20 protein-coding genes are annotated in these 22,195 nt (G+C 72.9%); 11 read left to right on the top strand and 9 right to left on the bottom strand.

Annotated features, from left to right (window positions below; translation table 11 throughout):
• Positions 1-90 precede the first annotated feature (90 nt).
• From AB0D48_RS28250 to AB0D48_RS28240, 3 genes are read right to left on the bottom strand one after another with little or no spacing between them, the layout of a single operon-like run.
• On the bottom strand, positions 91-528 hold the full coding sequence (locus tag AB0D48_RS28250; protein WP_362402816.1) for a hypothetical protein: 438 nt from the start codon (positions 526-528) through the stop codon (positions 91-93).
• Positions 529-568: 40 nt separating this feature from the next.
• Positions 569-1,318 (bottom strand): ABC transporter permease subunit, encoded by a 750-nt coding sequence (locus AB0D48_RS28245; protein WP_362402813.1) that lies wholly within the window; start codon positions 1,316-1,318, stop codon positions 569-571.
• Positions 1,319-1,346: 28 nt separating this feature from the next.
• Positions 1,347-2,258, bottom strand: a complete 912-nt coding sequence (locus AB0D48_RS28240; protein ID WP_362402810.1) for an ATP-binding cassette domain-containing protein — start codon at positions 2,256-2,258, stop codon at positions 1,347-1,349.
• 108 nt (positions 2,259-2,366) lie between these two features.
• On the opposite strand from AB0D48_RS28240, the gene AB0D48_RS28235 reads away from it, so the two are divergent.
• From AB0D48_RS28235 to AB0D48_RS28225, 3 genes are all read left to right on the top strand, one after another.
• Positions 2,367-3,545 carry a histidine kinase gene (locus AB0D48_RS28235; protein WP_362402807.1) on the top strand — a complete coding sequence of 393 codons (1,179 nt, stop codon included), beginning with the start codon at positions 2,367-2,369 and terminating at the stop codon, positions 3,543-3,545.
• A 4-nt stretch (positions 3,546-3,549) separates the two neighbouring features.
• The gene (locus AB0D48_RS28230; RefSeq protein ID WP_362402804.1) at positions 3,550-4,200 is read left to right on the top strand and encodes a response regulator transcription factor; all 651 of its coding nucleotides are present in this window, start codon (positions 3,550-3,552) and stop codon (positions 4,198-4,200) included.
• A 101-nt stretch (positions 4,201-4,301) separates the two neighbouring features.
• Positions 4,302-5,459: an ROK family transcriptional regulator gene (locus tag AB0D48_RS28225; RefSeq protein WP_362402802.1), complete on the top strand. Its 1,158-nt coding sequence runs from the start codon at positions 4,302-4,304 to the stop codon at positions 5,457-5,459.
• Positions 5,460-5,695: 236 nt separating this feature from the next.
• Here AB0D48_RS28225 and AB0D48_RS28220 read toward each other — a convergent pair whose 3' ends face one another.
• Positions 5,696-6,475 (bottom strand): GntR family transcriptional regulator, encoded by a 780-nt coding sequence (locus AB0D48_RS28220; RefSeq protein WP_362402799.1) that lies wholly within the window; start codon positions 6,473-6,475, stop codon positions 5,696-5,698.
• Positions 6,476-6,763: 288 nt separating this feature from the next.
• Here AB0D48_RS28220 and AB0D48_RS28215 point away from each other — a divergent pair, with 288 nt between their 5' ends.
• The 4 genes from AB0D48_RS28215 (at position 6,764) to AB0D48_RS28200 (ending at position 12,937) form a co-directional block, all read left to right on the top strand.
• Positions 6,764-7,618, top strand: coding sequence for an alpha/beta fold hydrolase (locus AB0D48_RS28215; protein WP_362402796.1), 855 nt, complete (start codon positions 6,764-6,766; stop codon positions 7,616-7,618).
• Between the two features lie 231 nt (positions 7,619-7,849).
• A complete protein-coding gene (locus AB0D48_RS28210; protein WP_362402793.1) occupies positions 7,850-9,433 on the top strand; it encodes an alkaline phosphatase D family protein in 1,584 nt (527 codons plus the stop codon).
• A gap of 193 nt (positions 9,434-9,626) precedes the next feature.
• Positions 9,627-11,072 carry a GNAT family N-acetyltransferase gene (locus AB0D48_RS28205; RefSeq protein ID WP_362402790.1) on the top strand — a complete coding sequence of 482 codons (1,446 nt, stop codon included), beginning with the start codon at positions 9,627-9,629 and terminating at the stop codon, positions 11,070-11,072.
• Between the two features lie 176 nt (positions 11,073-11,248).
• Positions 11,249-12,937, top strand: coding sequence for a DUF885 domain-containing protein (locus AB0D48_RS28200; protein WP_362402787.1), 1,689 nt, complete (start codon positions 11,249-11,251; stop codon positions 12,935-12,937).
• Positions 12,938-13,083: 146 nt separating this feature from the next.
• On the opposite strand, the gene AB0D48_RS28195 is transcribed toward AB0D48_RS28200, so the two are convergent.
• A complete protein-coding gene (locus tag AB0D48_RS28195) occupies positions 13,084-13,599 on the bottom strand; it encodes a rhodanese-like domain-containing protein (protein WP_362402784.1) in 516 nt (171 codons plus the stop codon).
• Positions 13,600-13,693: 94 nt separating this feature from the next.
• Here AB0D48_RS28195 and AB0D48_RS28190 point away from each other — a divergent pair, with 94 nt between their 5' ends.
• Positions 13,694-14,140: an Lrp/AsnC family transcriptional regulator gene (locus AB0D48_RS28190; protein ID WP_362402781.1), complete on the top strand. Its 447-nt coding sequence runs from the start codon at positions 13,694-13,696 to the stop codon at positions 14,138-14,140.
• A gap of 83 nt (positions 14,141-14,223) precedes the next feature.
• Here AB0D48_RS28190 and AB0D48_RS28185 read toward each other — a convergent pair whose 3' ends face one another.
• The 3 genes from AB0D48_RS28185 to AB0D48_RS28175 all read right to left on the bottom strand — a co-directional run bounded on the left by AB0D48_RS28185 (position 14,224) and on the right by AB0D48_RS28175 (position 19,207).
• Complete coding sequence (locus AB0D48_RS28185; protein ID WP_362402777.1) at positions 14,224-17,229, bottom strand: SMC family ATPase; 3,006 nt, start codon at positions 17,227-17,229, stop codon at positions 14,224-14,226.
• Positions 17,226-18,395, bottom strand: coding sequence for an exonuclease SbcCD subunit D (locus AB0D48_RS28180; RefSeq protein ID WP_362402774.1), 1,170 nt, complete (start codon positions 18,393-18,395; stop codon positions 17,226-17,228). Before AB0D48_RS28180 ends, AB0D48_RS28185 begins: the two co-directional genes overlap by 4 nt.
• 182 nt (positions 18,396-18,577) lie before the next feature.
• Positions 18,578-19,207, bottom strand: a complete 630-nt coding sequence (locus AB0D48_RS28175) for a YigZ family protein (protein ID WP_362402771.1) — start codon at positions 19,205-19,207, stop codon at positions 18,578-18,580.
• 97 nt (positions 19,208-19,304) lie between these two features.
• Here AB0D48_RS28175 and AB0D48_RS28170 point away from each other — a divergent pair, with 97 nt between their 5' ends.
• On the top strand, positions 19,305-19,709 hold the full coding sequence (locus tag AB0D48_RS28170; RefSeq protein WP_362402768.1) for a CoA-binding protein: 405 nt from the start codon (positions 19,305-19,307) through the stop codon (positions 19,707-19,709).
• A 141-nt stretch (positions 19,710-19,850) separates the two neighbouring features.
• Positions 19,851-20,717 carry a DMT family transporter gene (locus tag AB0D48_RS28165; RefSeq protein WP_362402765.1) on the top strand — a complete coding sequence of 289 codons (867 nt, stop codon included), beginning with the start codon at positions 19,851-19,853 and terminating at the stop codon, positions 20,715-20,717.
• Between the two features lie 13 nt (positions 20,718-20,730).
• Here AB0D48_RS28165 and AB0D48_RS28160 read toward each other — a convergent pair whose 3' ends face one another.
• Positions 20,731-21,507 carry an acyltransferase gene (locus AB0D48_RS28160; protein ID WP_362402761.1) on the bottom strand — a complete coding sequence of 259 codons (777 nt, stop codon included), beginning with the start codon at positions 21,505-21,507 and terminating at the stop codon, positions 20,731-20,733.
• Between the two features lie 130 nt (positions 21,508-21,637).
• Here AB0D48_RS28160 and AB0D48_RS28155 point away from each other — a divergent pair, with 130 nt between their 5' ends.
• Entirely contained in the window at positions 21,638-22,189 is a 552-nt protein-coding gene (locus tag AB0D48_RS28155; protein WP_362402758.1) for a gamma carbonic anhydrase family protein, read from the top strand.
• The last annotated feature ends 6 nt before the right edge of the window (positions 22,190-22,195 follow it).

The following is a 22,195-nucleotide window of genomic DNA, read 5'->3' as shown; positions in this document are numbered from 1 at the left end:
CGACCCGAAGCCCTACGTCTGGACCAAGACCGCGGACGAGATCCTCGAACGCCTCGCCAGCTATCTGAACAGGATTCCTGACTCAGAACACTAGGGCGGCTCGATGACGGTGACCCCTGCCATCAGCAGGTAGGGGTCCTCGGAGTTCCACTGCGCCACATAGGCCACCAGCCACTGCTCGTCGGCCCGCCACAGGTGCACATGGTCGGTGGTGTTGCTCATCTCGTCCCACGGCTCCGGTATCTCCGTGCCGTCGAGCCCTCGGTCCAGCAGCGACACGAGGCTGAAGACCTGCGCCTCCCCCCACCGGTCGGTCAGGGCCTGGGTGAGCGCCCCGTATTCGGCGTTGATCTGGTCGGCAGCCTCGATCCGACCCGAACCGTCGTCCTCCCAGAAGTCCTCGGTGCGGCCGACCTGGACCAGGTGGTAACCCGGGCCGCTGCTCTGCCCGTCGGACCAGACCGGCTCGGCCGGGAAGTCCCCCGCCCGGAGCCGATCGATCGTGTCGAGATGCTCTGCCGTGGTCATGCCGTCAGTATCCCGACCCCCACTGACAACTGGCTTGTGGTCACGCGTCCCGGCGCCGCACCGCGAGCCAGCCGCCGCACACCGCGACTCCCGCCCAGAGCGCCATCACGCCCAGGCCCGTCCACGGCCCGAGACCGTCCTGCACCTGCGAGTGCATCACCATCTGCCCGGCACGGTCCGGCAGGAACTGGGCCACGCCGCCCGAAGCCTCGCCGACGATGAACGAAACCAGCAGGACGAAGGGTATGAGCAGGCTCAGCACGGCCGTTCCGCTCCGCAGCACCGCGGCCAGTCCTGCCGCGAACAGGGCCATCAGCGCGAGGTAGAGCCCGCAGCCGACGATGGCACGGTAGGTACCCGGGTCGCCGACCTCCAGGGCGTAGGGGCCCATGAACGCCTGGCCTGCGACGAATGTGACCAGGCCGGTGATCTGCCCCGTCAGCAGGGCCAGCCCGCCCACCATGGCCATCTTCGACAGGTAGAACCGGGTGCGGTTCGGAACGGCGGCCAGCGAGGTGCGCAGGGCCCCGTTCTGGAACTCCGCGGACAGGGCGCCCGCGCCGAAGGTCATGGCGGCGATCTGGCCGAAGACGAGTCCGTAGTAGGCCGCGTAGAGCGGGTCCGGTCCCATGCTGCCGGCCTCCGCCTGGCCTATCGCCGCGGCCGTCAGGACCTGGATGCCCGCGGTGACGGCGAAGATGGCCATCAGCGCCCCGAAGGTGCCGCGCAGGGATCGTATCTTGATCCATTCTGAGTGCAGGGTGGGGACGGCGGGCAGAGCGGCGCGCATGGCGATGCCTCCTGAACGTAGGGAAGAGTCAGCGGGTTGCGGTGAACTGTGCGTGATCGGCAGTGAGATCGAGGTAGGCCTGCTCCAGCGACGCGCGTTCGTCCGAGAGTTCCAGCATGGGGATGCCCTCTCGGGCTGCCAGGCCGCCGAGTTGTGCGGCCTGCATGCCTTCGACGATCCATCGCCCGTCGTCCCCAGTCACCAGCTCGAAGCCCTCCCGGGCCAGGGCGGCCCGCAGACGGATCGGATCGGAGGTGCGAAGGCGCACCCTCTGGGCGCTGCGGGCGTCGATGAACTCCTCCATCGAGGTATCGGCCAGCAGTGTGCCGTTGCCGAGCACGACCAGGTGGTCGGCCAGAGCCGAGGTCTCCGACATCAGGTGGCTGGAGACCAGGACGGTGCGGCCTTCTGCGGCGAAACCGCGCATCAGCTCGCGGATCCAGATGATGCCCTCGGGGTCGAGGCCGTTGGTCGGCTCGTCCAGCAGGAGCACCCCGGGGTCGCCCAGCAGCGCGGCGGCTATGCCGAGACGCTGACGCATGCCGAGCGAGAAGGACTTGATCCGCCGCTTGGCCACGGAGGCTATCCCGGCCTGCTCCAGGACCTCGTCCACCCGGCGCATCGGCACACGGCCGGACGCGGCGAGGAAACGGAGGTGGTCCCGGGCGGTGCGCCCGCCGTGCGCCGCCTGCGCGTCCAGGAGGGCGCCGACCCGGTGCAGCGGGTCCGGGAAGTCCACGTAGCTCCGGCCGCCGACGGTGGCCGTACCCGATGTGGCCCGGTCCAGGCCCATCAGCAGGCGCATAGTCGTGGACTTCCCGGCGCCGTTGGGGCCCAGGAATCCGGTGACCCGCCCGGGCAGGACATCGAACGTGAGGCCGTCCACCGCACGGTGGGTGCCGTATTCCTTGGTGAGGTCTCGGATCTCGATCGTGTTCATGCCTCAAGATTCGCCGCCGGCTCCATCCCCTGCCCTCCCCCACGCGGGGGGATCGTCTCCCCCGCACGGGGGAGACGTCACCCCACGTCGGACTGCCAGGATGAGGAGATGTACCGATTGCTTCGTGCGCCCCTTCGCGGGGTCACGTACACCCGCTGGCTGCACCTGCTCGTACCCATCCTCATCGTGTCCATCTGGCTGTTCATAGAGCCGGAATGGCCATGGATGCCTGCCCTGATCGTCGCGCCGTTCGGGCTGATCCCGTGGGTGCGGCTGGCCGAGGGGCTCCAGGCCCAGTTCCTGCTGACGCCGCACGAGCGCGGGAAGCACGACGGATCGATCAGTACGGCGGCGTCGGAGCGGTGGGGGGACCGCTGGCGCACGATCGCGTGGCTGGAGATACGCCTCGTGCTCGCCGGGGTGGCGATGCTGGCCACCGTGTGGCTGCCGGTGATGACGCTGGAGCTCATCCTTACCGGGGCGGGCAAGGCCCTTGGGGCGGATGATGTGCTCCTGCCGTTCGTCCCGCCGCGCTGGGCCGCCTTCCTCCTGGTGCCCGTACCGCTTCTCCTGCTGCTGGTCGTGGTGGTCCTGCTCGGCGAGGCCGTCACGGCCATCGCCGCCAGGCTGCTGGGGCCTTCGGCTGCCGAGCGCCTCACCGCCCTGGAGGCGCGCACCGAGCAGCTGCTGGAACGGACTCGGATCGCACGGGAGTTGCACGACTCCATCGGGCACGCGCTTACTGTCGCGGTGATCCAGGCGGGAGCCGCCCGCGCGGCGGGGAACCCGGAGTTCACCGACCGCGCGCTGTGCGCGATCGAGGAGACCGGCCGGGCCGCGCTGGAAGATCTGGAGCGGGTGCTGCTGGTGCTCCGGGAATCCGCCCAGCCCCCTTCGCAGCGGCCGACCCTGGCGGACGCTGACCGGCTGCTGAACTCGGCGCGGGCCTCCGGTTCCACGGTCGATGCCGAACTGGCAGGCCCGCTCGAACAGTTGCCGGGACCCGTCACGCGCGAGGGGTACCGGATCCTGCAGGAGGCACTGACCAATGTGCTGCGACACTGCGGCCCGGTGCCGGTCCGGGTGCGGATCGAGGCGGCCGTGGGGCGACTGGATCTGGAGGTCGTCAATCCGCTGCCGGACGGTCCCGCGCTGATGACGGGCACGGGCAGCGGGCTCCGCGGCATGCGGGAACGTGCCGCGCTGCTGGGAGGCGAGGCCGAGACCGGTCCGCACGAGGGCAGTTGGAGGGTGCGCGCGCGGCTTCCGCTGGAGCGAATACGCTGACCGGATGCCGGTTACCGTACTGCTCGTCGATGACGAACCCCTGGTGCGCGCGGGTCTGCGCGCCGTCCTTGAAGCCCAGCCCGACATCGAAGTGGTGGGCGAGGCCGCCGACGGGGCCTCGGTCGTCCCGCTCGTGCGGCAACTGCGGCCCGACGTGGTGGCGATGGATGTGCGGATGCCGCTGCTCGACGGGATCGAGGCGACCCGGGCGGTCCTGCGGTCGGTGGACGCCCCGCCGAAGATCCTCGTGGTGACCACGTTCGAGAACGACGAGTACGTCTACCAGGCGCTGCGCGCCGGAGCGGACGGGTTCCTGCTCAAGCGGGCGCGGCCCGCGGAGATCGTGCACGCGGTACGGCTCGTGGCGGAGGGCGAGACGCTGCTCTTCCCGGCCGCGGTGCGGGCGCTGGCAGCGGAGTACGGCAACCGGCACGCCAGGGCGGCGCTGGAGCGGGCGGCCCTGACCGAACGGGAGGAGTCGGTGCTGCGGCTCATGGCCCGGGGGCTGACCAATGTGGAGATCGCGGGCGAGCTGATCATCGGCGCCGAGACGGTGAAGTCACACGTCAGCGCGATCCTGGCGAAGCTGGGGGCGCGGGATCGGACCCAGGCCGTGATCACGGCGTACGAGTCGGGCTTCGTCGCACCGGCCTGAGAGGAGGGCTTGATTCCGGCCTACGGGGGGCTGCTTCTCGCCGTCCCGACGGGTGGGCAGTACGATCCGGCTGACAAGCTCGCTACCTGGGAGGACACACGTTGGGGCAGCTGACCGGCGGGGACCCCTCTCTGCTCCGGCGGATCAATTCCGCCGTGGTGCTCCGGGCACTGCGCGCGGCCGAATCGCCGACCCTCACCGATCTCACAAGGGTGACCGGGCTCTCCCGGCCCACCGTCGAAGGGGTCGTCGAGGGGCTCATGGGGACCGGAATCGTCGTCGAGGCCGATGCCGAGGAAGGCGCGCGACGGCAGGGACGCCCGGCGCGGAGGTTCCGGTTCCGGGCCGAGGCGGGACACCTGCTGGGCATAGAGATCGGCTCACACCGGATCGCGGTCCTGCTGTCTGGGCTGGACGGCCGGGTCATCGGCGCCGGAACCAAGGACGTCACCGAGGCGGCCTCGGCCGACGAGCGGCTGGAGCGTGTACGCGCAGCAGTCGCCGACCTGCTGCGCCGGACCGGCGTGCCGCGGGACTCCCTGCGGGCGGTCGGAGTGGGCAGCCCGGGCATCGTGGAGGCTGACGGCACGGTCCGCCTCGGAACGGCGCTGCCCGGCTGGACCGGGCTGCCGCTCGGGGAACGGCTGCGGCGCTCGTTCCGCTGCCCGGTGCAGGTGGAGAACGACGCCAACGCGGCGGCGGTCGCCGAGCACTGGAAGGGCGCCGCGCGGGACACCGACGACGTGGTGTTCGTGATGGCTGGGCTCAGTCCGGGCGCGGGCTCGCTGATCGGCGGCCGGCTGCACCGGGGCTTCGGCGGAGCGGCCGGCGAGATCGGCGCACTGCATCTGCTGGGCCGGGAGGCCACTCCCGAGAAGCTGCTCTCCACCACCGGTGAGCCGCTGCATCCGCTGGACGAACCGGCGGTGGCCGAGGTCTTCGCGAAGGCCCGGCGGGGCGACGAGCAGGCGGTGGCCGCCGTGGAGCGGTTCATCCAGCGGCTGGTGCACGACGTGGCGGCGCTGGTCCTCGCGATGGATCCGGAGCTGGTCGTCGTCGGCGGCTGGGCGGCCGGCCTGGACGGGATCCTGGATCCCCTGCGCCAGGAGCTGGAGCGCTACTGCCTGCGACCGCCGAGGGTGGCACTGTCCCTGCTCGGTGAGGCCGCGGTGGCTACCGGCGCGCTGCGGCTCGCGCTGGACCACGTGGAGGAAGAGCTCTTCGCGGTGGAGAAGACGGTCACGGCCCGGCGCAGCTGACGCCGGTTCACGATACGCCCGTGCGGCGCCTCGGAAGGCGCCGCACAGGGTGATTCGGAACGGCACGGCGTGGTTCGAGAACACGGCGGTCCGGCAACAGGGCGGTTCGGCAACAGGGCGGTTCGGCAACAGGGTTCACGAACCGAGCGGTGCGGGAACCGAGTCGTGCGGGAACCGAGCGGTGCGGGAACCGAGTCGTGCGGGTACCGAGCGGTGTGGGAACCGAGTGGTGCGGGTCAGGAGGCGACGCGCGGCTCGTGGGTGATCTCGACGTCGCCCGAGTCACCGAAGGTCAGGCGGCACGTGTCGGCGCGGTAGGTGGCGACCGAGACGGCGGCGGTGCCCGCGGCGGTGAAGTAGCGGGTGGTGACCAGGAGGACCGGAGCGCCGGGCAGGCGGTCCAGCTCCTTGGCGTCGTCGGCGCGGGCGGAGCCGAGCTCCACGGAGCGGTCCTGGCCGTCCAGGACCAGTCGCTGCAGCTCACGCAGGACGGCGCGGGCGCGCGCGGGTCCGGCCGGGGCGTGGATGGCGGGGAGTCCGGGCACGGAGGCGGCCGGGACGTAGAGCATCTCGGCGGCGACGACCTGACCCTGGGTGACCCGGGTCCGGCGCACGGTGTGCACGGGCCGGTCGGCGGCGAAGGCTCCGCCCGCCTCGCCCGTACCGAGGAGCTTGAGGATCGCGGCCGGCGGCAGGCCCTCGACCGCGTCCACCGGTTCCCAGCCGTCTACGCTCTCGCCGGGCCAGCTGTGCCGCGCACTGCCGACGGCGACGCCGACGCGCGGCGGGGCGACGGTCGTACCGACGCCGCGGCGCCGCTGCAGTCGGCCTTCGAGCTCCAACTGCTCCAGCGCCTGGCGCAGGGTCGCGCGGGCCACTCCGAAACGGGCGGCGAGTTCACGCTCGTTCGGAAGGACCTCGCCGACGGCGAAGTCCTGGTCGAGCGCCTCGCTGAGGACGGTCTTGAGGTGCCAGTACTTCGGCTCCGGCACCGTTTCGAGCTGCGTGGTCCCCACCCTGACTCCTCCTGCCATCGCCGCACTCGCCGTGTGTTCCAGCGGCAGTTCCGCGCCCTTGTTTATTAAAGGTTCCTGCACTATCCCTGCGACGATAGGACGGTGCACCCCCTTGGTCAAGACCAATGCTCGCCCCCGTGCCGGGCAGACCGGGCATATGTATCAAGCCGTTCACGGGATGTTCTCGTGCGCTCCAAAGGCTTGTAGTCAAGGGCTACCGGACGGTAATCATGGCGGCAGGAACTACTGACAGCCTGTCTCACACGCGTCCACCCGACGAGGAGCAGCATGACCGCCACGGTCTCCTTCACGATCGATTCGCCGCTGGGCCCGCGCACCGCCACCGTCTCCTACGAGCGCAAAGGCGCGGGTGAACCGCTCCTCCTGCTGCACGGCATCGGCCACCACCTCCAGGCCTGGCACCCGGTGACCGACATCCTGGCCGCCGAGCACGAGGTGATCGCCGTCGACCTGCCCGGGTTCGGCGCTTCGGAGCCGCTGCCCGCGGGGGTCCCGTACGACCTGGCCACCGTCGCTCCGGCGCTCGGGGCGCTGTGCGCCGCGCTCGGCGTGGAGCGCCCGCACGTGGCGGGCAACTCGCTCGGCGGCCTGCTCGCGCTCGAAATGGGCCGCAGCGGCCTGGTCCGCTCGGTCACCGCGCTGTCCCCCGCCGGGTTCTGGACCGAGGGCGAACGCCGCTACGCCTTCGCCACCCTGCTCGCGATGCGCGCCGGCGCCAGGGCGCTGCCGCGCCCCGCGGTGGAACGGCTCTCGCGCAGCGCCGTCGGCCGGGCCGCACTCACCGGCTCCATCTACGCCCGCCCCGCCCGCCGTTCACCCGAGGCCGTGGTGGCCGAGACGCTCGCCCTGCGCTACGCCACGGGCTTCGAGGAGACGCTGGCCGCGGGCGGCTCCGTACGGTTCACCGACGACGTGCCCGGCCTGCCCGTCACCATCGCCTGGGGCAGCCGCGACCGGCTGCTCCTACGCCGTCAGGGGGTACGCGCCAAGCACACCCTCCCGGGCGCCCGGCTGGTCCGGCTCCCGGGCTGCGGTCACGTCCCGATGAGCGACGATCCGGCGCTCGTCTCCCGGGTGATCCTGGACACGGCCCGGAGCGCGGCAACCCGCCTGGCCGCCTGACACCGAGCGCACCGGCCCGCCTGCCGCCCGACGGGGGCGCCCTGACCTGTGCGCGCGCCGGCCCGCCGGCCCGCCCGGCCGCCGGGTCCCCTGAAAAGGAGCTCTGCAACCACCCGTCCGCCTGAGCTGCTGACGGCTGTTCATCCCTGGTTCGCGTGGCCGACGCAGCCGGGCCGGTGTGCGGCGGCACTCTGGTCCGGCCCGTCCTCGTCGGCCCCTGGAGAAGCACCGATGGCATCGACCCCGCACACCCGACGGACCCTCATCGGCGGCTCCTTCGCCCTGTCCACCGCCCTGCTCACCGCTCCGGCGCTCGCCGCTCCGGCACTCGCCGCCCCCGCCCTCGCCCGCTCCGGCCGGCCGAACGCGCTCTGGGGCGTCCAGTCCGGCGAGATCACCGCCCACTCGGCCACCGTCTGGACCCGCGCCGACCGCCCCGCGCGGATGTACGTCGAGACCTCGCCGAGCGAGGCGTTCCGCTACGCCGTACGCCGCCACCGCGGCCCGCTGCTCGGCCCGTCCGGCGACTTCACCGGCACCACCGTCCTGCGCGACCTCCCGCCCGGACAGCAGATCCACTACCGTGTCGTACTGACCGACCCCGACGACCCGCGCCGCACCGGCGAGCCCGTCCACGGCACCTTCCGCACCACACCCGCCTCCCGCCGCCATGACGTGCGCTTCCTGTGGTCCGGCGACCTGGCGGGCCAGGGCTGGGGCATCAACCCCGACCTCGGCGGCTACCGCGTGTTCGAGGAGATGCGACTGCGCGACCCCGACTTCTTCCTCTTCAGCGGGGACACGATCTACGCCGACGGGCCCATCCAGCCCTCCGTCCCCCTGCGCGACGGCACCGTCTGGCGCAACGTCACCACCGAGGAGAAGGCGAAGGTCGCCGAGACCCTCGCCGAGTTCCGCGGGAACTTCCGCTACAACCTGCTCGATCGCAACCTGCGCGACTTCAACGCCCAGGTCCCGGTGCTGGCCCAGTGGGACGACCACGAGGTGCGCAACAATTGGTACCCGGGCCAGCTGATCGAGGACCCCCGCTACACCGTCAAGGAAGCCGACACCCTCGCCGCCCGCGCCCGCCAGGCATTCGGCGAGTACTTCCCCGTCACCGACCTGCGCGGCGGCCGCACCGAGGGCCGGATGTACCGCGTGATGCGCTACGGCCCGCTGCTCGACGTCTTCGTCCTCGACATGCGCACCTACCGCAACGCCAACTCCCCCGGCACCCGGACCGAGGACCCCATCGGCATCCTCGGCCCCGAGCAGCTGGCCTGGGTCAAACGCGAGCTCTCACGCTCGCGCGCCACCTGGAAGGTCATCGCCGCCGACATGCCGCTGGGCATCGTCGTCCCCGACGGGGCCGCGAACTTCGAGGCCGTTGCCCAGGGAGAGCCCGGTGCCCCGCTGGGCCGCGAGCTCCAGATCGCCCATCTCCTGCGTCACATCAAGCACCAGCGCATCACCGGCACCCTCTGGCTCACCGCTGACGTCCACTACACCGCCGCGAACCACTACGCCCCCGAGCGCGCTGCCTTCACGGACTTTGCACCCTTCTGGGAGTTCGTCTCCGGGCCGGTCGGCGCGGGCGGCTTCCCGGCCGGGCGGCTCGACGCCACCTTCGGCGCGCAGACCGCGTACGTCCAGTCGGCGCCCTTCGCCAACATGTCGCCCTCCGAGAACCCTCCGTACTACGGCGAGGTCGACATCGACGGCGACAGCGGGGAACTCACCGTCCGGCTGCGGCGCCAGGGAGGCGGCGTACTCTTCACCCGGACGCTCCAGCCCGGGCACGTGGGCCAGTAGGCAGCAGGCAGCAGGCAGTGGACAGCGCGCGGCACGCAGCAGGCAGCAGGCAGCAGGCAGCAGGCAGCGCCCTGACCTCCCCGCCGGCGGGAAATAGCCAGGAAAACTGGGTGAAATCGGCCAGATCGATACTTAACCAGTCGGTCACAGAGCGTTCGTGATCACGCAACACCCCTGCGTCACAGTGGTGTGCATGACTGACCGTAACCTCGCCCCTGTCCAGCGTCCCCACCGCCACCACTGGCGCCGCGACGTCGTCGAACTCGCCGCACTCTTCTGCGCCGTCGCGGTCGCCGACGCCGTCGCCAATCTCGTCGTGCACGGTCCGAGGGGCCCGGTCCTGCTGGTCGCCTCGGCCGTCACACTCCTCGTCACGGCGGCCTTCCATACCTGGTGGGCCCGGCGCCACAGCCATGCGCCCCCGCCGGTGAGCACAGCACCGGCGGGTCCGTCGGCGTCCGCGTCCGGAACCACCGCGCCCGGCGCGACCGACACCCCCACCCTGTGGCGGATGCGCACCACCGTCCGTGACGAGCCCGGATCCCTGGCGGCGCTCTGCACCGCCCTCGCCCGCAACGGCGTCGACATCCTGACCCTCCAGACGCACCCGCTCCCCGAGGGCGGCACGGTCGACGAGTTCCTGCTGCGCGCCCCGCAGCAGTTGTCCTCCCCCGAGCTCACCCGCGCCATCGCCCACGCGGGCGGCCGCAGCACCTGGATCGAGCGCGCCGACGCGCACGACCTGGTGGACACCCCGACCCGGGTCCTCGGCCTCGCCACCCGCACCGCCCTGGACGCCGCCGAACTCCCGCTCGCGCTGCGCCAGCTGCTGGGCCGCTGCACGATCCACTCGATCCCGGCGACCACCCTCTCCGGCCGGCCCAACGCCGGCGCCGACGCCCCGGTCGAGGGGGTCCTGGAGGCCACCGTCATGCGGCTGCGCGACCCCTCCGGCGGCGCGATCACCGTGGAACGGCCCTACCTGCCCTTCACCCCGACCGAGTTCGCCCGCGCCCGCGCACTGGTCGAGCTCGACGCCCGGCTCGGTCCCCGCGTCCCGCGCAGCCAGGACGTGCTGACCCTGCCCGAGGGCAACGAGATCACCGTGCGCCGCGCCGACGGCTCCGACCAGGCGGCCGCCCGCGCCATGCACGACCGCTGCTCCGAACGCACCCTGGGCCTGCGCTACCACGGCCCCGTCGCCGACGCCGACCGCTACCTCGGCCACCTGCTGAGTCCCCGGTTCGGCCGCACCCTCGCCGCCACCACCGCCTCCGGCAAGCTCGTCGCCCTCGGCCACCTGCTGTGGGACGGGGACGAGACCGAAGTGGCGCTGCTGATCGAGGACGACTGGCAGCGCCGCGGCATCGGCTCCGAGCTGCTGCGCCGACTCATCGCGATGGCCGTCGAGGCCGGCTGCGACAGCATCTACGCCGTCACCCGGGCCTCCAACACCGGTATGGTGGCCGCCATGCGCGGCCTGGGCCTGCCCCTCGACTACCAGATCGAGGAGGGCACCCTGGTGATCACGGCCCGGCTGGACGCCACCCCGGTCAGCTCCCGGCTCCCGTACGAGCTCCCGTACGAGCTCCCCCGCGATCTCCCGCACGAGCAGCGCATCCCGCGCCACCGGCACTGACACCTGGACTGACACCGCCGCTGACAGCGTCGTCGGCCGGGCCCCGGCCCGCACCCGGTCCCCTCGCCCGCACCGGGGCGGACCGGGTCGCCGGAGGTTGCGGCTCCGCATATATGTCAGCAGGCTGACGGCAAACGGTGATGACATGGCCCGGTTTCCCGTACGAAGATGGCCGCATGTCAGAGACCCTCCACAACCCCAGCGACCGGCTGCCCCGCCAGGTGGCCGACGCGTATGTCGACGACCTCATCGCCCTCGACCCGATCACGGGTACGTACTTGGGTGTCGCAGCGAGCTCCGGCAAACTCCCGGACTTCTCCCCGGCCGGCCGCGCGGCCGTCGCCGAACTCGCCCGCACAACCCTCACCCGCCTGGACGCCGCCGAGCGGCTGCCCGGCGCCGACAGCGACACCGAGCGCCGCTGCGCCCGCCTGCTGCGCGAGCGCCTCACCGCCGAACTCGCGGTCCACGACGCCGACGAGCACCTGCGCGCGGTCAGCAACATCCACAGCCCCGCGCACGAAATCCGCGTGGCCTTCACCATCACCCCTGCCGACACCGACGAGGACTGGGCGGCGATCGCCGAGCGGCTGCGTGCCGTACCGGCCGCCCTCGGCGGCTACCGCGAGAGCCTGAGCCTCGGTCTGGACCGCGGCCTCTACGGCGGCCCGCGCGCCACCACCACCATGATCGGCCAACTCGCCACCTGGGCCGGCCAGGACGCCGACGAGCCCGCCTTCGCCTCCCGTGGCCCGGACACCCTGCGCGCCGAACTCGACGAGGCGGCGGCCGCCGCGACCCGCGCCGTCGTCGAACTGCACGACTGGATGAGCACGGTGTACGCCCCCGCCGTCGCGGGCAAGCCGGACACGGTGGGCCGCGAGCGGTACGCCCGCTGGTCGCGGTACTTCAACGGCACCGACCTGGACCTGGACGAGGCGTACGCCTACGGCTGGTCGGAGTACTACCGCCTGCTGGCCGAGATGAAGACCGAGGCGGACAAGATCCTGCCGGGCGCCGACCCCTGGGACGCGCTGAGGCACCTCGACGAGCACGGCACCCACATCGAGGGCGTCGACGAGGTCCAGGCCTGGCTGCAGGGCCTCATGGACGAGGCCATCGAGAACCTCGACGGCACCCACTTCGAACTCGCCGAGCGGGTCCGGAAGGTGGAGTCCCGGATCGCCCCGCCGGGCGGCGCCGCGGGCCCCTACTACACCTCGCCGTCCGAGGACTTCTCGCGGCCGGGCCGCACCTGGCTGCCGACGATGGGCCAGACCCGCTTCCCGGTGTACGACCTGGTCTCCACCTGGTACCACGAGGGCGTTCCGGGCCACCACCTGCAGATCGCACAGTGGACGCACGTAGCGGACCAGCTCTCCCGCTACCAGGCCGGCGTCGGTCTCGTCAGTGCCAACGCCGAGGGCTGGGCGCTGTACGCGGAGCGGCTGATGGACGAACTCGGCTACCTCAAGGACGCCGAGCAGCGCCTGGGCTACCTGGACTGCCAGATGATGCGTGCCGCGCGGGTCATCGTGGACATAGGCATGCACCTGGGTCTGGAGATCCCGGCGGACTCGCCGTTCCACCCGGGCGAGACGTGGACGCCCGATCTGGCGCAGGAATTCTTCGGCCTGCACAGCGGCCGGCCCGCGGACTTCGTGGAGAGCGAGCTGACCCGCTACCTGTCGATGCCCGGACAGGCGATCGGGTACAAGCTGGGCGAGCGCGCCTGGCTGCTGGGCCGTGACAACGCCCGGGCCGCGCACGGCGATTCCTTCGACTTGAAGGCCTGGCACATGGCGGCGCTGTCGCAGGGTTCGCTGGGGCTGGACGCCTTGGTGGAGGAGCTGTCGAGGCTCTGATCCACGACAGGGGAAGGGCCGCCCGCCCCCAGCGGTGAGCGGCCCGTTCCGTGTCTCGGGGTGTCCGCGGCTACGCGTACCCCCGTACCGCCGTACCCCCGTATCCGCGTGCCTTCGCGCCCCCGCGCCCGCGCCCGCGCCCGCGGTCAGCAGCCGCAGTCGTCCGAGTCGGTGGGAGCGGTCAGCGGGTCGGCCTCGGCACGCTGCTGGCTGCCCTGCCAGGTCTCGACCTCGAAGCCCTCGCGGATCCAGTACTCGATGCCTCCGAGCATCTCCTTCACCTGGAAGCCGAGTTCGGCCAGGGCCAGCGCCGAGCGGGCGCCGCCGTTGCAGCCGGGACCCCAGCAGTACGTCACCACGGGGACGTTCTTGTCGAGGAGCCGCTCGGCCTGCTCGGGGATGAGGGCGGTGGGAAGGTGGATCGCGCCGGGTACGTGGGCCTGGTCCCAGGACGGCGTGGAGCGGGAGTCGATGAGCTGGAAGCCGAGCTCCGCGCCCTGTTCCCGGTGGGCCTTGAAGGCGGCGGCGACGTCCGACACGTCCGCGTGGAAGGCCAGGCTGGCGGCGAAGTACGCGGCGGCCGCGGCCGGAGCGGCCGGCGGTACGCGCAGCACGGGGTTGGCGGAAGCAGGGGCGGTGGCGGTGTTCCGGGTGGTCGTCATGCCCAAAAATCTACGATCTGTTGATCTTCTCCGGAAGTGGTTTTCCCCGGCCTTTTCCTTGCTCGGCCGGGGATTCCCCTGCTAGACCTGCAAGATGACCGACTATTCCCCTGACGCCACCGACTGGCGGATCCTCGAAGCCCTCCAGCGGGACGGCCGTGCCAGTTTCACCGAGCTGGCCCGCTCCGTGTCCATGTCCGCGAGCGCCGTCACCGAACGGGTCCGCCGCCTGGAGGAGGCCGGCATCATCACCGGCTACACGGCGGTCGTGGACCCGGAGAAGCTCGGCAAATCGATCCTCGCGCTGGTCCGGCTCCGCTACCCGCACGGCAACTACAAGCCGTTCCACGACTTCCTGGACGCGACCTCCGAGATCCTGGAGGCCCACCACGTCACCGGTGACGACTGCTTCGTGCTGAAGGTCGCCGCCCGCTCGATGGCGCACCTGGAGGAGGTCACGGGCCGGATCGGGGGCCTCGGCCCGGTGACCACGAGCATCGTGTACTCGTCCCCGCTCCCCCGGCGTCCGCTCAGTCCGTGAGTCTCAGCCGTGAGCCTCAGTCCGAGACCTCAGCCCGTCAGGCAAGCCCGTGAGCCTCAGTCCGTGATCTCAGCCCTTGCGCCTCAGGCCGGCGCCGTCCGGTGGCGCACCACCGACCCCCCGCGCTGCTTGACGATCTCCAGCTGGGCCTGCACCCGGGTCCGCAGGTCGGCGACGTGGCTGACGATGCCGACGCTGCGGTCCCGCTCGCGCAGCGAGTCCAGCACGTCGAGCACCTCGTCCAGCGCCTGGTCGTCGAGGCTGCCGAAGCCCTCGTCGATGAAGAGGGTGTCCAGCCGCATGCCGCCCGCATCGTCGGTGACCACGTCGGCCAGGCCCAGCGCGAGCGCGAGCGAGGCGAAGAAGGTCTCGCCGCCCGACAGGGTCGCGGTGTCGCGCTCGACGCCGGTCCAGGCGTCGACCACGTGCAGCCCGAGGCCGGAACGGCCCCGTCCGCTCGCCCGCGCGTCGGAGTGGACCAGGGTGTACCGGCCGCCGGACATCCGCAGCAGCCGTACCGTCGCGGCCGCTGCGACCTGCTCCAGGCGGGCGGCCAGCACGTACGCCTCCAGCCGCATCTTGCGCTCGTTGTCGGCGGAGGTGCCCGCAGTGAGCCCGGCCAGCCTGGCCACCCGGTCGTAGGCGTCGCGCAGCGGGCCCAGGGCGCGCAGTTCCTGCTCGGCCTGCCGGGAGAGCCGGTCGAGCTCGGCGCACCGGACCCGGGCCGCGTCGAAGGCGGATCCGGCGGTACGAAGCTTCGCCGCGGCCTGGGCCGCGTACGCCTCGGCCTCCTCCGGCGCGGCCGGGGGCAGGGCTGCCGCCGCGGCCGTGTCGGCTTCGCCGAGGCGGTCCGCCAGCATGGCTTCCTCCGCCTGCCAGGCGTCCATGCGGCGCTGGAGCGCGGTGCGTTCGTACTCCGGGAGGACCGCGTCGGCCGCGGCCTCGACGGTGTCGAAACCGGCCTTGAAGGCGGCGCCGGCGAGCTGGTCGTCGGCCTCCTTCAGCCGGGCGGCGGTGGTCTCGGCCCGGCGCAGCGAGGCGGCGGCGGCCGAGACCATGCGGACCCGGTCCTCCAGGGTCCGGGCGCGGGCCGCGACGGTGGGCGCGTCACCCCGTACGGCTGCGAGTTCCGCCTCCAGCGAGGCCTGCTCCCGCTCCAGGGCCTCGCGGCGGGAGACCCGGGCCGCGGCGCGCTCGGCGGCGGCGAGCCGGTCGGCGCTGCGCGCGGCGTGCTCCCGCTCGGCGCGGGCGAGCTGTTCACGGGCCGCGTGGAGTCCGGCGGCCGCGGCGTGGGCGGCGGCGTGCCGGGAGCTCAGGTCCGAGGTCAGGGCGAGGAGTTCGCCGGTCGTGGCGTCGCCCGCGGCGGCCGCGGCCTCGGTGCGGGCCTCCTCGACGGCGGCGAGCCGGCGCTCGACGGCGGCCCGGGCTTCCTCGGCCCGCTCGAAGAGAGCGTGGGCGGCGTCCTCGGCGGCGCGGTCCACGTGGCCGGGGGCGGGGCGGGCCGGAGCGGGGTGCTCCGCCGATCCGCACACGGTGCAGGCCTCCCCCGCCACGAGTGCCTCGGCGAGTTCGGCGGCGATCCCGCGCAGCCGGGCCTCCTTGAGCTCCAGCCAGCGTTCCCGGGCGGCCGTCGACTCCTCGCGTACGGAGACCAGTTCGCCCGCGGCGCGCTCCGCGGCGGCGGCCAGCTCGTCGCGCCGCCGGGCGGCGTTGAGGTGCATCCGGGCGGGTTCCAGCTTGCCCGCGAGCTGCTCGGCCAGGGTCGCCGCCTGCTGGGCGGCGTCCGCGCGCTCCTGCAGGGCCGACCGCGTGGCCGCCCAGCGCTCGAGCCACTCGGCGGACTCCTGGTGCTGTTCCTCGGCGGCCCTGGCCTCGCGCTCCAGGTCGGCCCGCTCGCGGCCGATCGCGGCGCTGCGCTGCTCGGCCCGGTGGGCGGCGCCCAGCGCGCCGAGGTCCTCGCGCAGCCGCTGCTCCACGGCGGCCAGGTGCTCGGCGCCCGCCTCCTGGAGCTGCGGCGGGAGTTCGGCCCGGGCGGCGTTCTCCGCGTGCGCGGCCGCCAGGTGCGCGGCGTTCGCCGCTCCCCGCAGTTCCAGGGCGGGGGCCACCAGGGCGCCCCGCCGGGCCCGGTCCAGCAGCGCGCGCACCCGCTCCCGCTCGGGCTCGGCCTCGGCGAGCAGGGCGGCCCGGCGGGCGGTCTCCGCGTGCCGGCGCTGGAGCCGGTCGAGCTCCCGTGCCTCCTCGGCGGCCCGGCGGGCGGCGGCGTGCCTGCCCTCGACGGCGGCCAGCGCGTACTCGGCGACGGCCAGCCGCTCCCGTGCCGAGCACCGCGCGACCGCGGCCCAGGCCCGGATCGCCCCGGCCAGCCCCGGGTCGCCGGGCTGGTGTCCGGGCAGCGGCCAGGCCCTCAGATCGGCGCTGTCCCCGGCGGCCTGGGCGAGCCGCTGGGCGGTGTGGAGCACCTTCTCGTCACCGGCGCGCACCTTGGCCTCGGCGGCCCGGCGGCGTTCGCCGAGCAGTGCCTCGACGGCGGCGAAGCGACGCGTGTCGAAGAGCCGCCCGAGCAGCCGCCCGCGGGCCGCCTCGTCGGCGCGCAGGAACTTCGCGAACTCGCCCTGCGGCAACAGCACCACCTGGCAGAACTGCTCGCGGCTCATGCCGAGCAGCTGCTCGATCTCCTCGCCGATCTCCTGGTGGGAGCGGCTGAGCGGCTGCCAGCCCTCGCCGGTGTGCTCGCGCAGCCGGCTCTGCGCCTTGTCCTTGGTGGTGCCGGTGCCGCGCTTCTTGGGCCGGTCCTGTTCGGGACGCCGGGTGATCTCCAGACGGCGGCCGCCCGCGGTGAGTTCGAGGGTGACCTCGGTAGGGGTCCCGGCGGCCGCGTGGTCGCTGCGCAGGCTGGTTCCGGGGGCCTGGCGCGGGCCGGGCACGGATCCGTAGAGGGCGTAGCAGACGGCGTCCAGGACGGAGGTCTTGCCCGCGCCGGTGGGTCCGTGAAGCAGGAAGATCCCGGCGCCGGACAGCGCGTCGAAGTCGATCTTCTGGGGCTCGGCGAAGGGGCCGAAGGCGGTGACTTCGAGCCGGTGCAGCCTCATCGGTGGGTCTCCTGGCGGCTGTCGTCGGCCCGTACGTCGTCGAAGGCGCTCTGCAGGACGGCGCGCTCGGCCTCGTCCGCGTGGCCGCCGCCGCGTACGTGGGTGACGAAGTCCTCGGCGATCTCCTGGTCGCTGCGGCCCTTGAGCCGCTGGGCGTAGGAGGCGCCGGTCTCCTCCTCGCGGCCCTGGGGGTCGAAGGCGAGGCTGAGGGTGTGCGGGAACCGGGCGGCGAGCCGGGCCATGGGGTCGTCGGGGCGGACCGGGTCGGTGAGGGTGGCCTCGACCCAGGCGTCCTCGTGGACCGCGTACGCCGGGTCCTCCAGCAGGTCCACCAGGGAGCCTCGCAGCCGTGCGAGGGCGCGGGGGACGGGGGTGTCGATCCGCTCGGCGCTCACGAGCTCCCCCTCCCCGCCCAGCTCGATCAGCCACATGCTCTTGCGGTGGTCGGCCTCGGAGAAGGAGTAGGCGAGGGGGGAACCGGAGTAGCGGACCCGTTCGTTGATCGTCTGGCAGCCGTGGAGGTGGCCGAGTGCGGCGTAGTCCACCCCGTCGAAGACGGAGGCGGGCACGGCCTCGACCCCGCCTACGGTGATGTCGCGTTCGCTGTCGCTGGCCTGCCCGCCGGTGACGAAGGCGTGGGCGAGGACGACGGAGCGGGTGCCGGGCGCGCGGGCGGCGAGGTCGGCCCGGATCCGGTCCATGGCCGCGCCCAGCACCGCCTCGTGACTCACCTGCGCGGCGCTGAACTCGTCCTTGACCAGGGCCGGTTCCAGGTACGGCAGCCCGTAGAGCGCCACCTCCCCGTGTACGTCGGCCAGGACCACCGGGTCGGCGCAGCGGACCGGGTCGGTCCTGAGGTGGATCCCGGCCCGGTCGATCAGCCGGGCCCCGACCCCGAGCCGGCGGGCGGAATCGTGGTTGCCGGAGATCATCACGGTGGCCACGCCGAGCTCGGCGAGCCGGTGCAGGGCCCGGTCGTAGAGCTCGACGGCGGGCAGCGGGGGCACGGCCCGGTCGTAGATGTCCCCGGCGACGAGGACGGCGTCGACCTCGTGCTCGCGGGCGGTCGCGACCAGGTGGTCGACGAAGGCGGACTGGGCTTCGAGCAGGTTCACGCGGTGGAAGGACCGGCCGAGGTGCCAGTCGGAGGTGTGCAGGAACTTCACTCGACCGCTCCGACCCGCACGCTTGATCTCCTCCGTGGCTCCGCACACCGACCCTCCAGGCTAACCCGTCCCCCAGGGGGTGCACTGCCGTCCCGGAGTTCCCGTCCGGCCTGCCGGGCCCCTGCGGTACAGGGTCCGCCGCCCGCACCACCACCGGCTGTTCGGCGGCCTCACCGTCCGGCTCAGCCTTCGCTGTAGGCCTCACCGCCGAGCGCGAAGCCCGCGGTCCCCGCGCTGATGTCGGCGAGCCAGGCCCGGAAGGCCTCGACGTCCGCTTCGGGGAGGCCGATCTCGATCGAGACGGCCTCCCCGTAGCGCACGTCCAGGACCACGCGTCCGGTGGAGCGCAGGTCGTTCTGCATCTTGCCGGCGCGCTGGTGGTCGACGGTGACGGTGGCCAGCCGGTAGCGGCGCCGGGTGACGGTGCCCAGCGCGTCGAGGGCCTCGCCGACGACTCCCCCGTAGGCCCGGATCAGGCCGCCGGCGCCGAGTTTCACACCGCCGTAGTAGCGGGTGACGACGGCGACGGCGTACCGGATGTCCCGGCGCATGAGCATCTGCAGCATGGGCACCCCTGCGGTGCCGCCGGGCTCGCCGTCGTCGCTGGCCTTCTGGACGGACGCGTCGGCGCCGATGACGTACGCGAAGCAGTTGTGCGTGGCGGTGGGGTGCTCCTTGCGGATCCGCGCGACGAACTGCTGCGCCTCCTGCTCGGTCGCGGCGGGCGCGAGCGAGCAGAGGAAGCGCGAGCGGTTGATCTCGGATTCGTGCACACCCTCGCGGGACACCGTCACGTACTGGTCTGCCTTCACCGCTCCACCCTAAAGGGAATCGGACATGTGTCCTTGTCGTTGATCCGGAGAGCGGCACGGCCGAAAGAGCGTTCCAGAGCAGCAGGAGGCACCACACGTGTACGGCGATCCGGCGACCATCCGCAAGATCCTCACCGAACTGGGCGACACCTGGGCCGTGGTGGGCCTCTCGAACAACCGGGACCGGGCGGCCTACGGGGTGGCCCGCGTCCTCCAGCGGTTCGGCAAGCGCGTGATCCCCGTACATCCCAAGGCGGAGACGGTGCACGGCGAGCCCGGGTACCCCTCGCTGGAGGCGATCCCCTTCAAGGTGGACGTGGTGGACGTGTTCGTGAACAGCGCGCTGGCCGGGCCGGTCGCCGACCAGGCGGCGGCCGTCGGCGCCGATGCCGTCTGGTTCCAGCTGGGCGTGGTCGACGAGGCCGCCTTCCGGCGCACCCGCGAGGCGGGGCTGGACATGGTCATGGACCGCTGCCCGGCGATCGAGATACCCGCGCTCTAGACCTGTCGTGCGAGTCCCGCCTGGCCGTCCTTCGGCGGCCTGGGACACGTCCCCCGGTGGCCGGTTTGACCCCGGTGACGATGCTGGGGTTCCTTTGTCCGCACCCCACCGTTCGCCGCACCGCACTGCGAGGTCCTGCTCATGACCGCCCTCTTCGCCCTGGCCACAGCCGTGCTGTGGGGCCTCGCCGACTTCGGGGGCGGGCTGGTGACCCGCCGGATACCGGCGCTGACGGTGGTCGTCGTTTCGCAGGTCGTCGCCGTCGTCGTGCTCGGCGCGGTCGTGCTCGGCACCGGCGCGTGGCGGGAGGCCGGGCCACAGCTGTGGTTCGCCGTCGGCGCGGGTCTGGTCGGGCCGGTCGCGATGCTCAGCTTCTACAAGGCGCTGGCCCTCGGCCCGATGGGCGTGGTGTCGCCGCTCGGCTCCCTCGGGGTGGTCGTGCCCGTCGCCGCCGGGCTGATCCTGGGCGAGCGGCCCGGCCTCGGCCAGTTCGCGGGGATGGCTGTGGCCGTCGTCGGCATCGTCCTCGCGGGCGGCCCGGAGCTGCGCGGTGCGCCCGTCCAGCGCCGGGCCGTCGTGCTCACCCTGGTCGCCGCCTTCGGTTTCGGGGCGGTGATGGCCCTGATCGCGCAGGCCTCCACCACCGTGACCGGGCTGTTCCTCGCGCTGTTCGTCCAGCGGGTCACCAATGTCGCGGTGGGCGGCGGCGCCCTGTGGGTGCAGACCCGGCGCGGCACCCCGGCACTCCCGGCCGGCACCGGCCCGCGGGTCCTGTGGGGGCTGCTGCCCGCGCTCGCCTTCGTCGGCCTCGCCGACGTCGCGGCGAACGGCACCTACTCCGTCGCCGCCCAGAACGGCCCGGTCACCCTGGCCGCCGTACTGTCCTCGCTGTACCCGGTGATCACCGCACTCGCGGCCTTCGCCGTACTGAAGGAGCGCCTGCGCCCCGTCCAGGCGGCGGGCGCCGGCCTGGCCCTGGCGGGCACGGTCCTGCTGGCGGCGGGCTGAGCGCGCGAAGGACCTACGACTGCTCGGCCTCCGTCAGTTCGGCCTCCGCCAGTTCGGCCTCCGTCAGCTCCGCCAGCCCGCTGAGTTGCTCCGGGGTCATCCCGTCGGGGATCGGCACCGGCGCCGGCGTGCGCAGCGGCGGCTGCCAACCGGTCTCCGGCTCCCAGCGCCGGACGACGCGCGCCGGCGCCCCGGCCACCACGGCGTGGTCAGGCACCTCGCCCCGTACGACGGCCCCCGCGGCCACCACGACGTTGCGGCCCAGCCGGGCGCCCGGCAGGACGACCGCGCCCGTACCGAGCCAGCAGCCGGGGCCGATCTCGACCGGCGCGCTGCGCGGCCACTGTTTGCCGACGGGCTGGTGCGGGTCGTCGTAACTGTGGTTCGTGGACGTGATGTACACCCCGGGGCCGCAGAAGGTGTCGTCCCCGATGGTGATCCGGGTGTCGGCGATGACGTGGCTGTCCCGGCCGATGACCACCCCGTTGCCGAGGACCAGGACGGGCTCCGTGCCGAGGTCGAGGTCCGGCATCATCCCGGCGGTGAGGGTGACCTGCTCGCCGATGATGCAGTAGTCGCCGAGCCGGATCCACGGCTCGCCGAAGACCGTGCCCTGCGGGAAGGCGAGCCGGGTGCCGTGGCCGATCGCGCCGAACCGCAGCCGCCCCGGGGTCTGCGCGGTGACCGCGCCGGCCCGCTGCATCCAGCGCCAGCCGGCGTGGACCGTGCGGCTCGCCAGCCGGCGGCGCAGGACCGTCAGAGAGGAGAACGTGTTCTGGTTCTTCGGCACCCGGCCACGGTAGTGCGCCGGGTGCCGGTCGGCCGGGCCGCGATCCTGTGATCTTCACCCCATCTCGGGGCGGGCCGGGCCCGTGCCCTACGGTGCCGGTAGCGCGGCATCCGGAAGCAGAGGAATGATCATGACGCAGCAGTCGACGCAGGGGCAGGCACTCATCGCGGGCGTGGGCGACAGGCGGCCGTCCATCGACCCGACGGCCTTCGCCGCACCCACCTCCGTCGTGGTAGGCGACGTCACCCTGTCCGCCGGCGCGAGCATCTGGTACTCGGCGGTGCTGCGCGCCGACTGCGGCCCGATCACGCTCGGCGCGGACAGCAACGTGCAGGACAACTGCACGCTCCACACGGACCCCGGTTTCCCGGTCTCGATCGGCGAGCGCGTCTCCATCGGCCACAACGCCGTCGTGCACGGCTGCACCGTCGAGGACGACTGCCTGATCGGCATGGGTGCGACCGTCCTGAACGGCGCGGTGATCGGCGCCGGCTCGCTGGTGGCCGCCCAGGCGCTGGTCCCGCAGGGCATGGTCGTCCCGCCCGGCTCGCTGGTCGCGGGCGTCCCGGCCAAGGTGCGGCGCGAGCTGACCGAGGAGGAGCGCGAAGGCATCAAGGTCAACGCCGCGATGTACGTGGAACTGGCCAAGCAGCACCGCGCCTCGGTGACCCCGGAAGCCTAAGGGGTG

It is taken from the genome of Streptomyces sp. NPDC048269, assembly GCF_040652395.1.
In the GTDB taxonomy this organism is placed as follows: Bacteria; Actinomycetota; Actinomycetes; order Streptomycetales; family Streptomycetaceae; genus Streptomyces.
This window is presented reverse-complemented; position numbering and strand designations above follow the sequence as displayed.

Excerpts from the sequence above, each read along its gene's own strand:
- AB0D48_RS28240 (WP_362402810.1), bottom strand. The coding sequence starts at position 2,258 with ATGAACACGATCGAGATCCGAGACCTCACCAAGGAATACGGCACCCAC.
- AB0D48_RS28200 (WP_362402787.1), top strand. The coding sequence starts at position 11,249 with ATGTCAGAGACCCTCCACAACCCCAGCGACCGGCTGCCCCGCCAGGTG.
- AB0D48_RS28215 (WP_362402796.1), top strand. The coding sequence starts at position 6,764 with ATGACCGCCACGGTCTCCTTCACGATCGATTCGCCGCTGGGCCCGCGC.
- AB0D48_RS28185 (WP_362402777.1), bottom strand. The coding sequence starts at position 17,229 with ATGAGGCTGCACCGGCTCGAAGTCACCGCCTTCGGCCCCTTCGCCGAG.
- AB0D48_RS28205 (WP_362402790.1), top strand. The coding sequence starts at position 9,627 with ATGACTGACCGTAACCTCGCCCCTGTCCAGCGTCCCCACCGCCACCAC.
- AB0D48_RS28250 (WP_362402816.1), bottom strand. The coding sequence starts at position 528 with ATGACCACGGCAGAGCATCTCGACACGATCGATCGGCTCCGGGCGGGG.
- AB0D48_RS28155 (WP_362402758.1), top strand. The coding sequence starts at position 21,638 with ATGACGCAGCAGTCGACGCAGGGGCAGGCACTCATCGCGGGCGTGGGC.
- AB0D48_RS28195 (WP_362402784.1), bottom strand. The coding sequence starts at position 13,599 with ATGACGACCACCCGGAACACCGCCACCGCCCCTGCTTCCGCCAACCCC.
- AB0D48_RS28165 (WP_362402765.1), top strand. The coding sequence starts at position 19,851 with ATGACCGCCCTCTTCGCCCTGGCCACAGCCGTGCTGTGGGGCCTCGCC.
- AB0D48_RS28235 (WP_362402807.1), top strand. The coding sequence starts at position 2,367 with ATGTACCGATTGCTTCGTGCGCCCCTTCGCGGGGTCACGTACACCCGC.
- AB0D48_RS28210 (WP_362402793.1), top strand. The coding sequence starts at position 7,850 with ATGGCATCGACCCCGCACACCCGACGGACCCTCATCGGCGGCTCCTTC.
- AB0D48_RS28230 (WP_362402804.1), top strand. The coding sequence starts at position 3,550 with ATGCCGGTTACCGTACTGCTCGTCGATGACGAACCCCTGGTGCGCGCG.
- AB0D48_RS28245 (WP_362402813.1), bottom strand. The coding sequence starts at position 1,318 with ATGCGCGCCGCTCTGCCCGCCGTCCCCACCCTGCACTCAGAATGGATC.
- AB0D48_RS28190 (WP_362402781.1), top strand. The coding sequence starts at position 13,694 with ATGACCGACTATTCCCCTGACGCCACCGACTGGCGGATCCTCGAAGCC.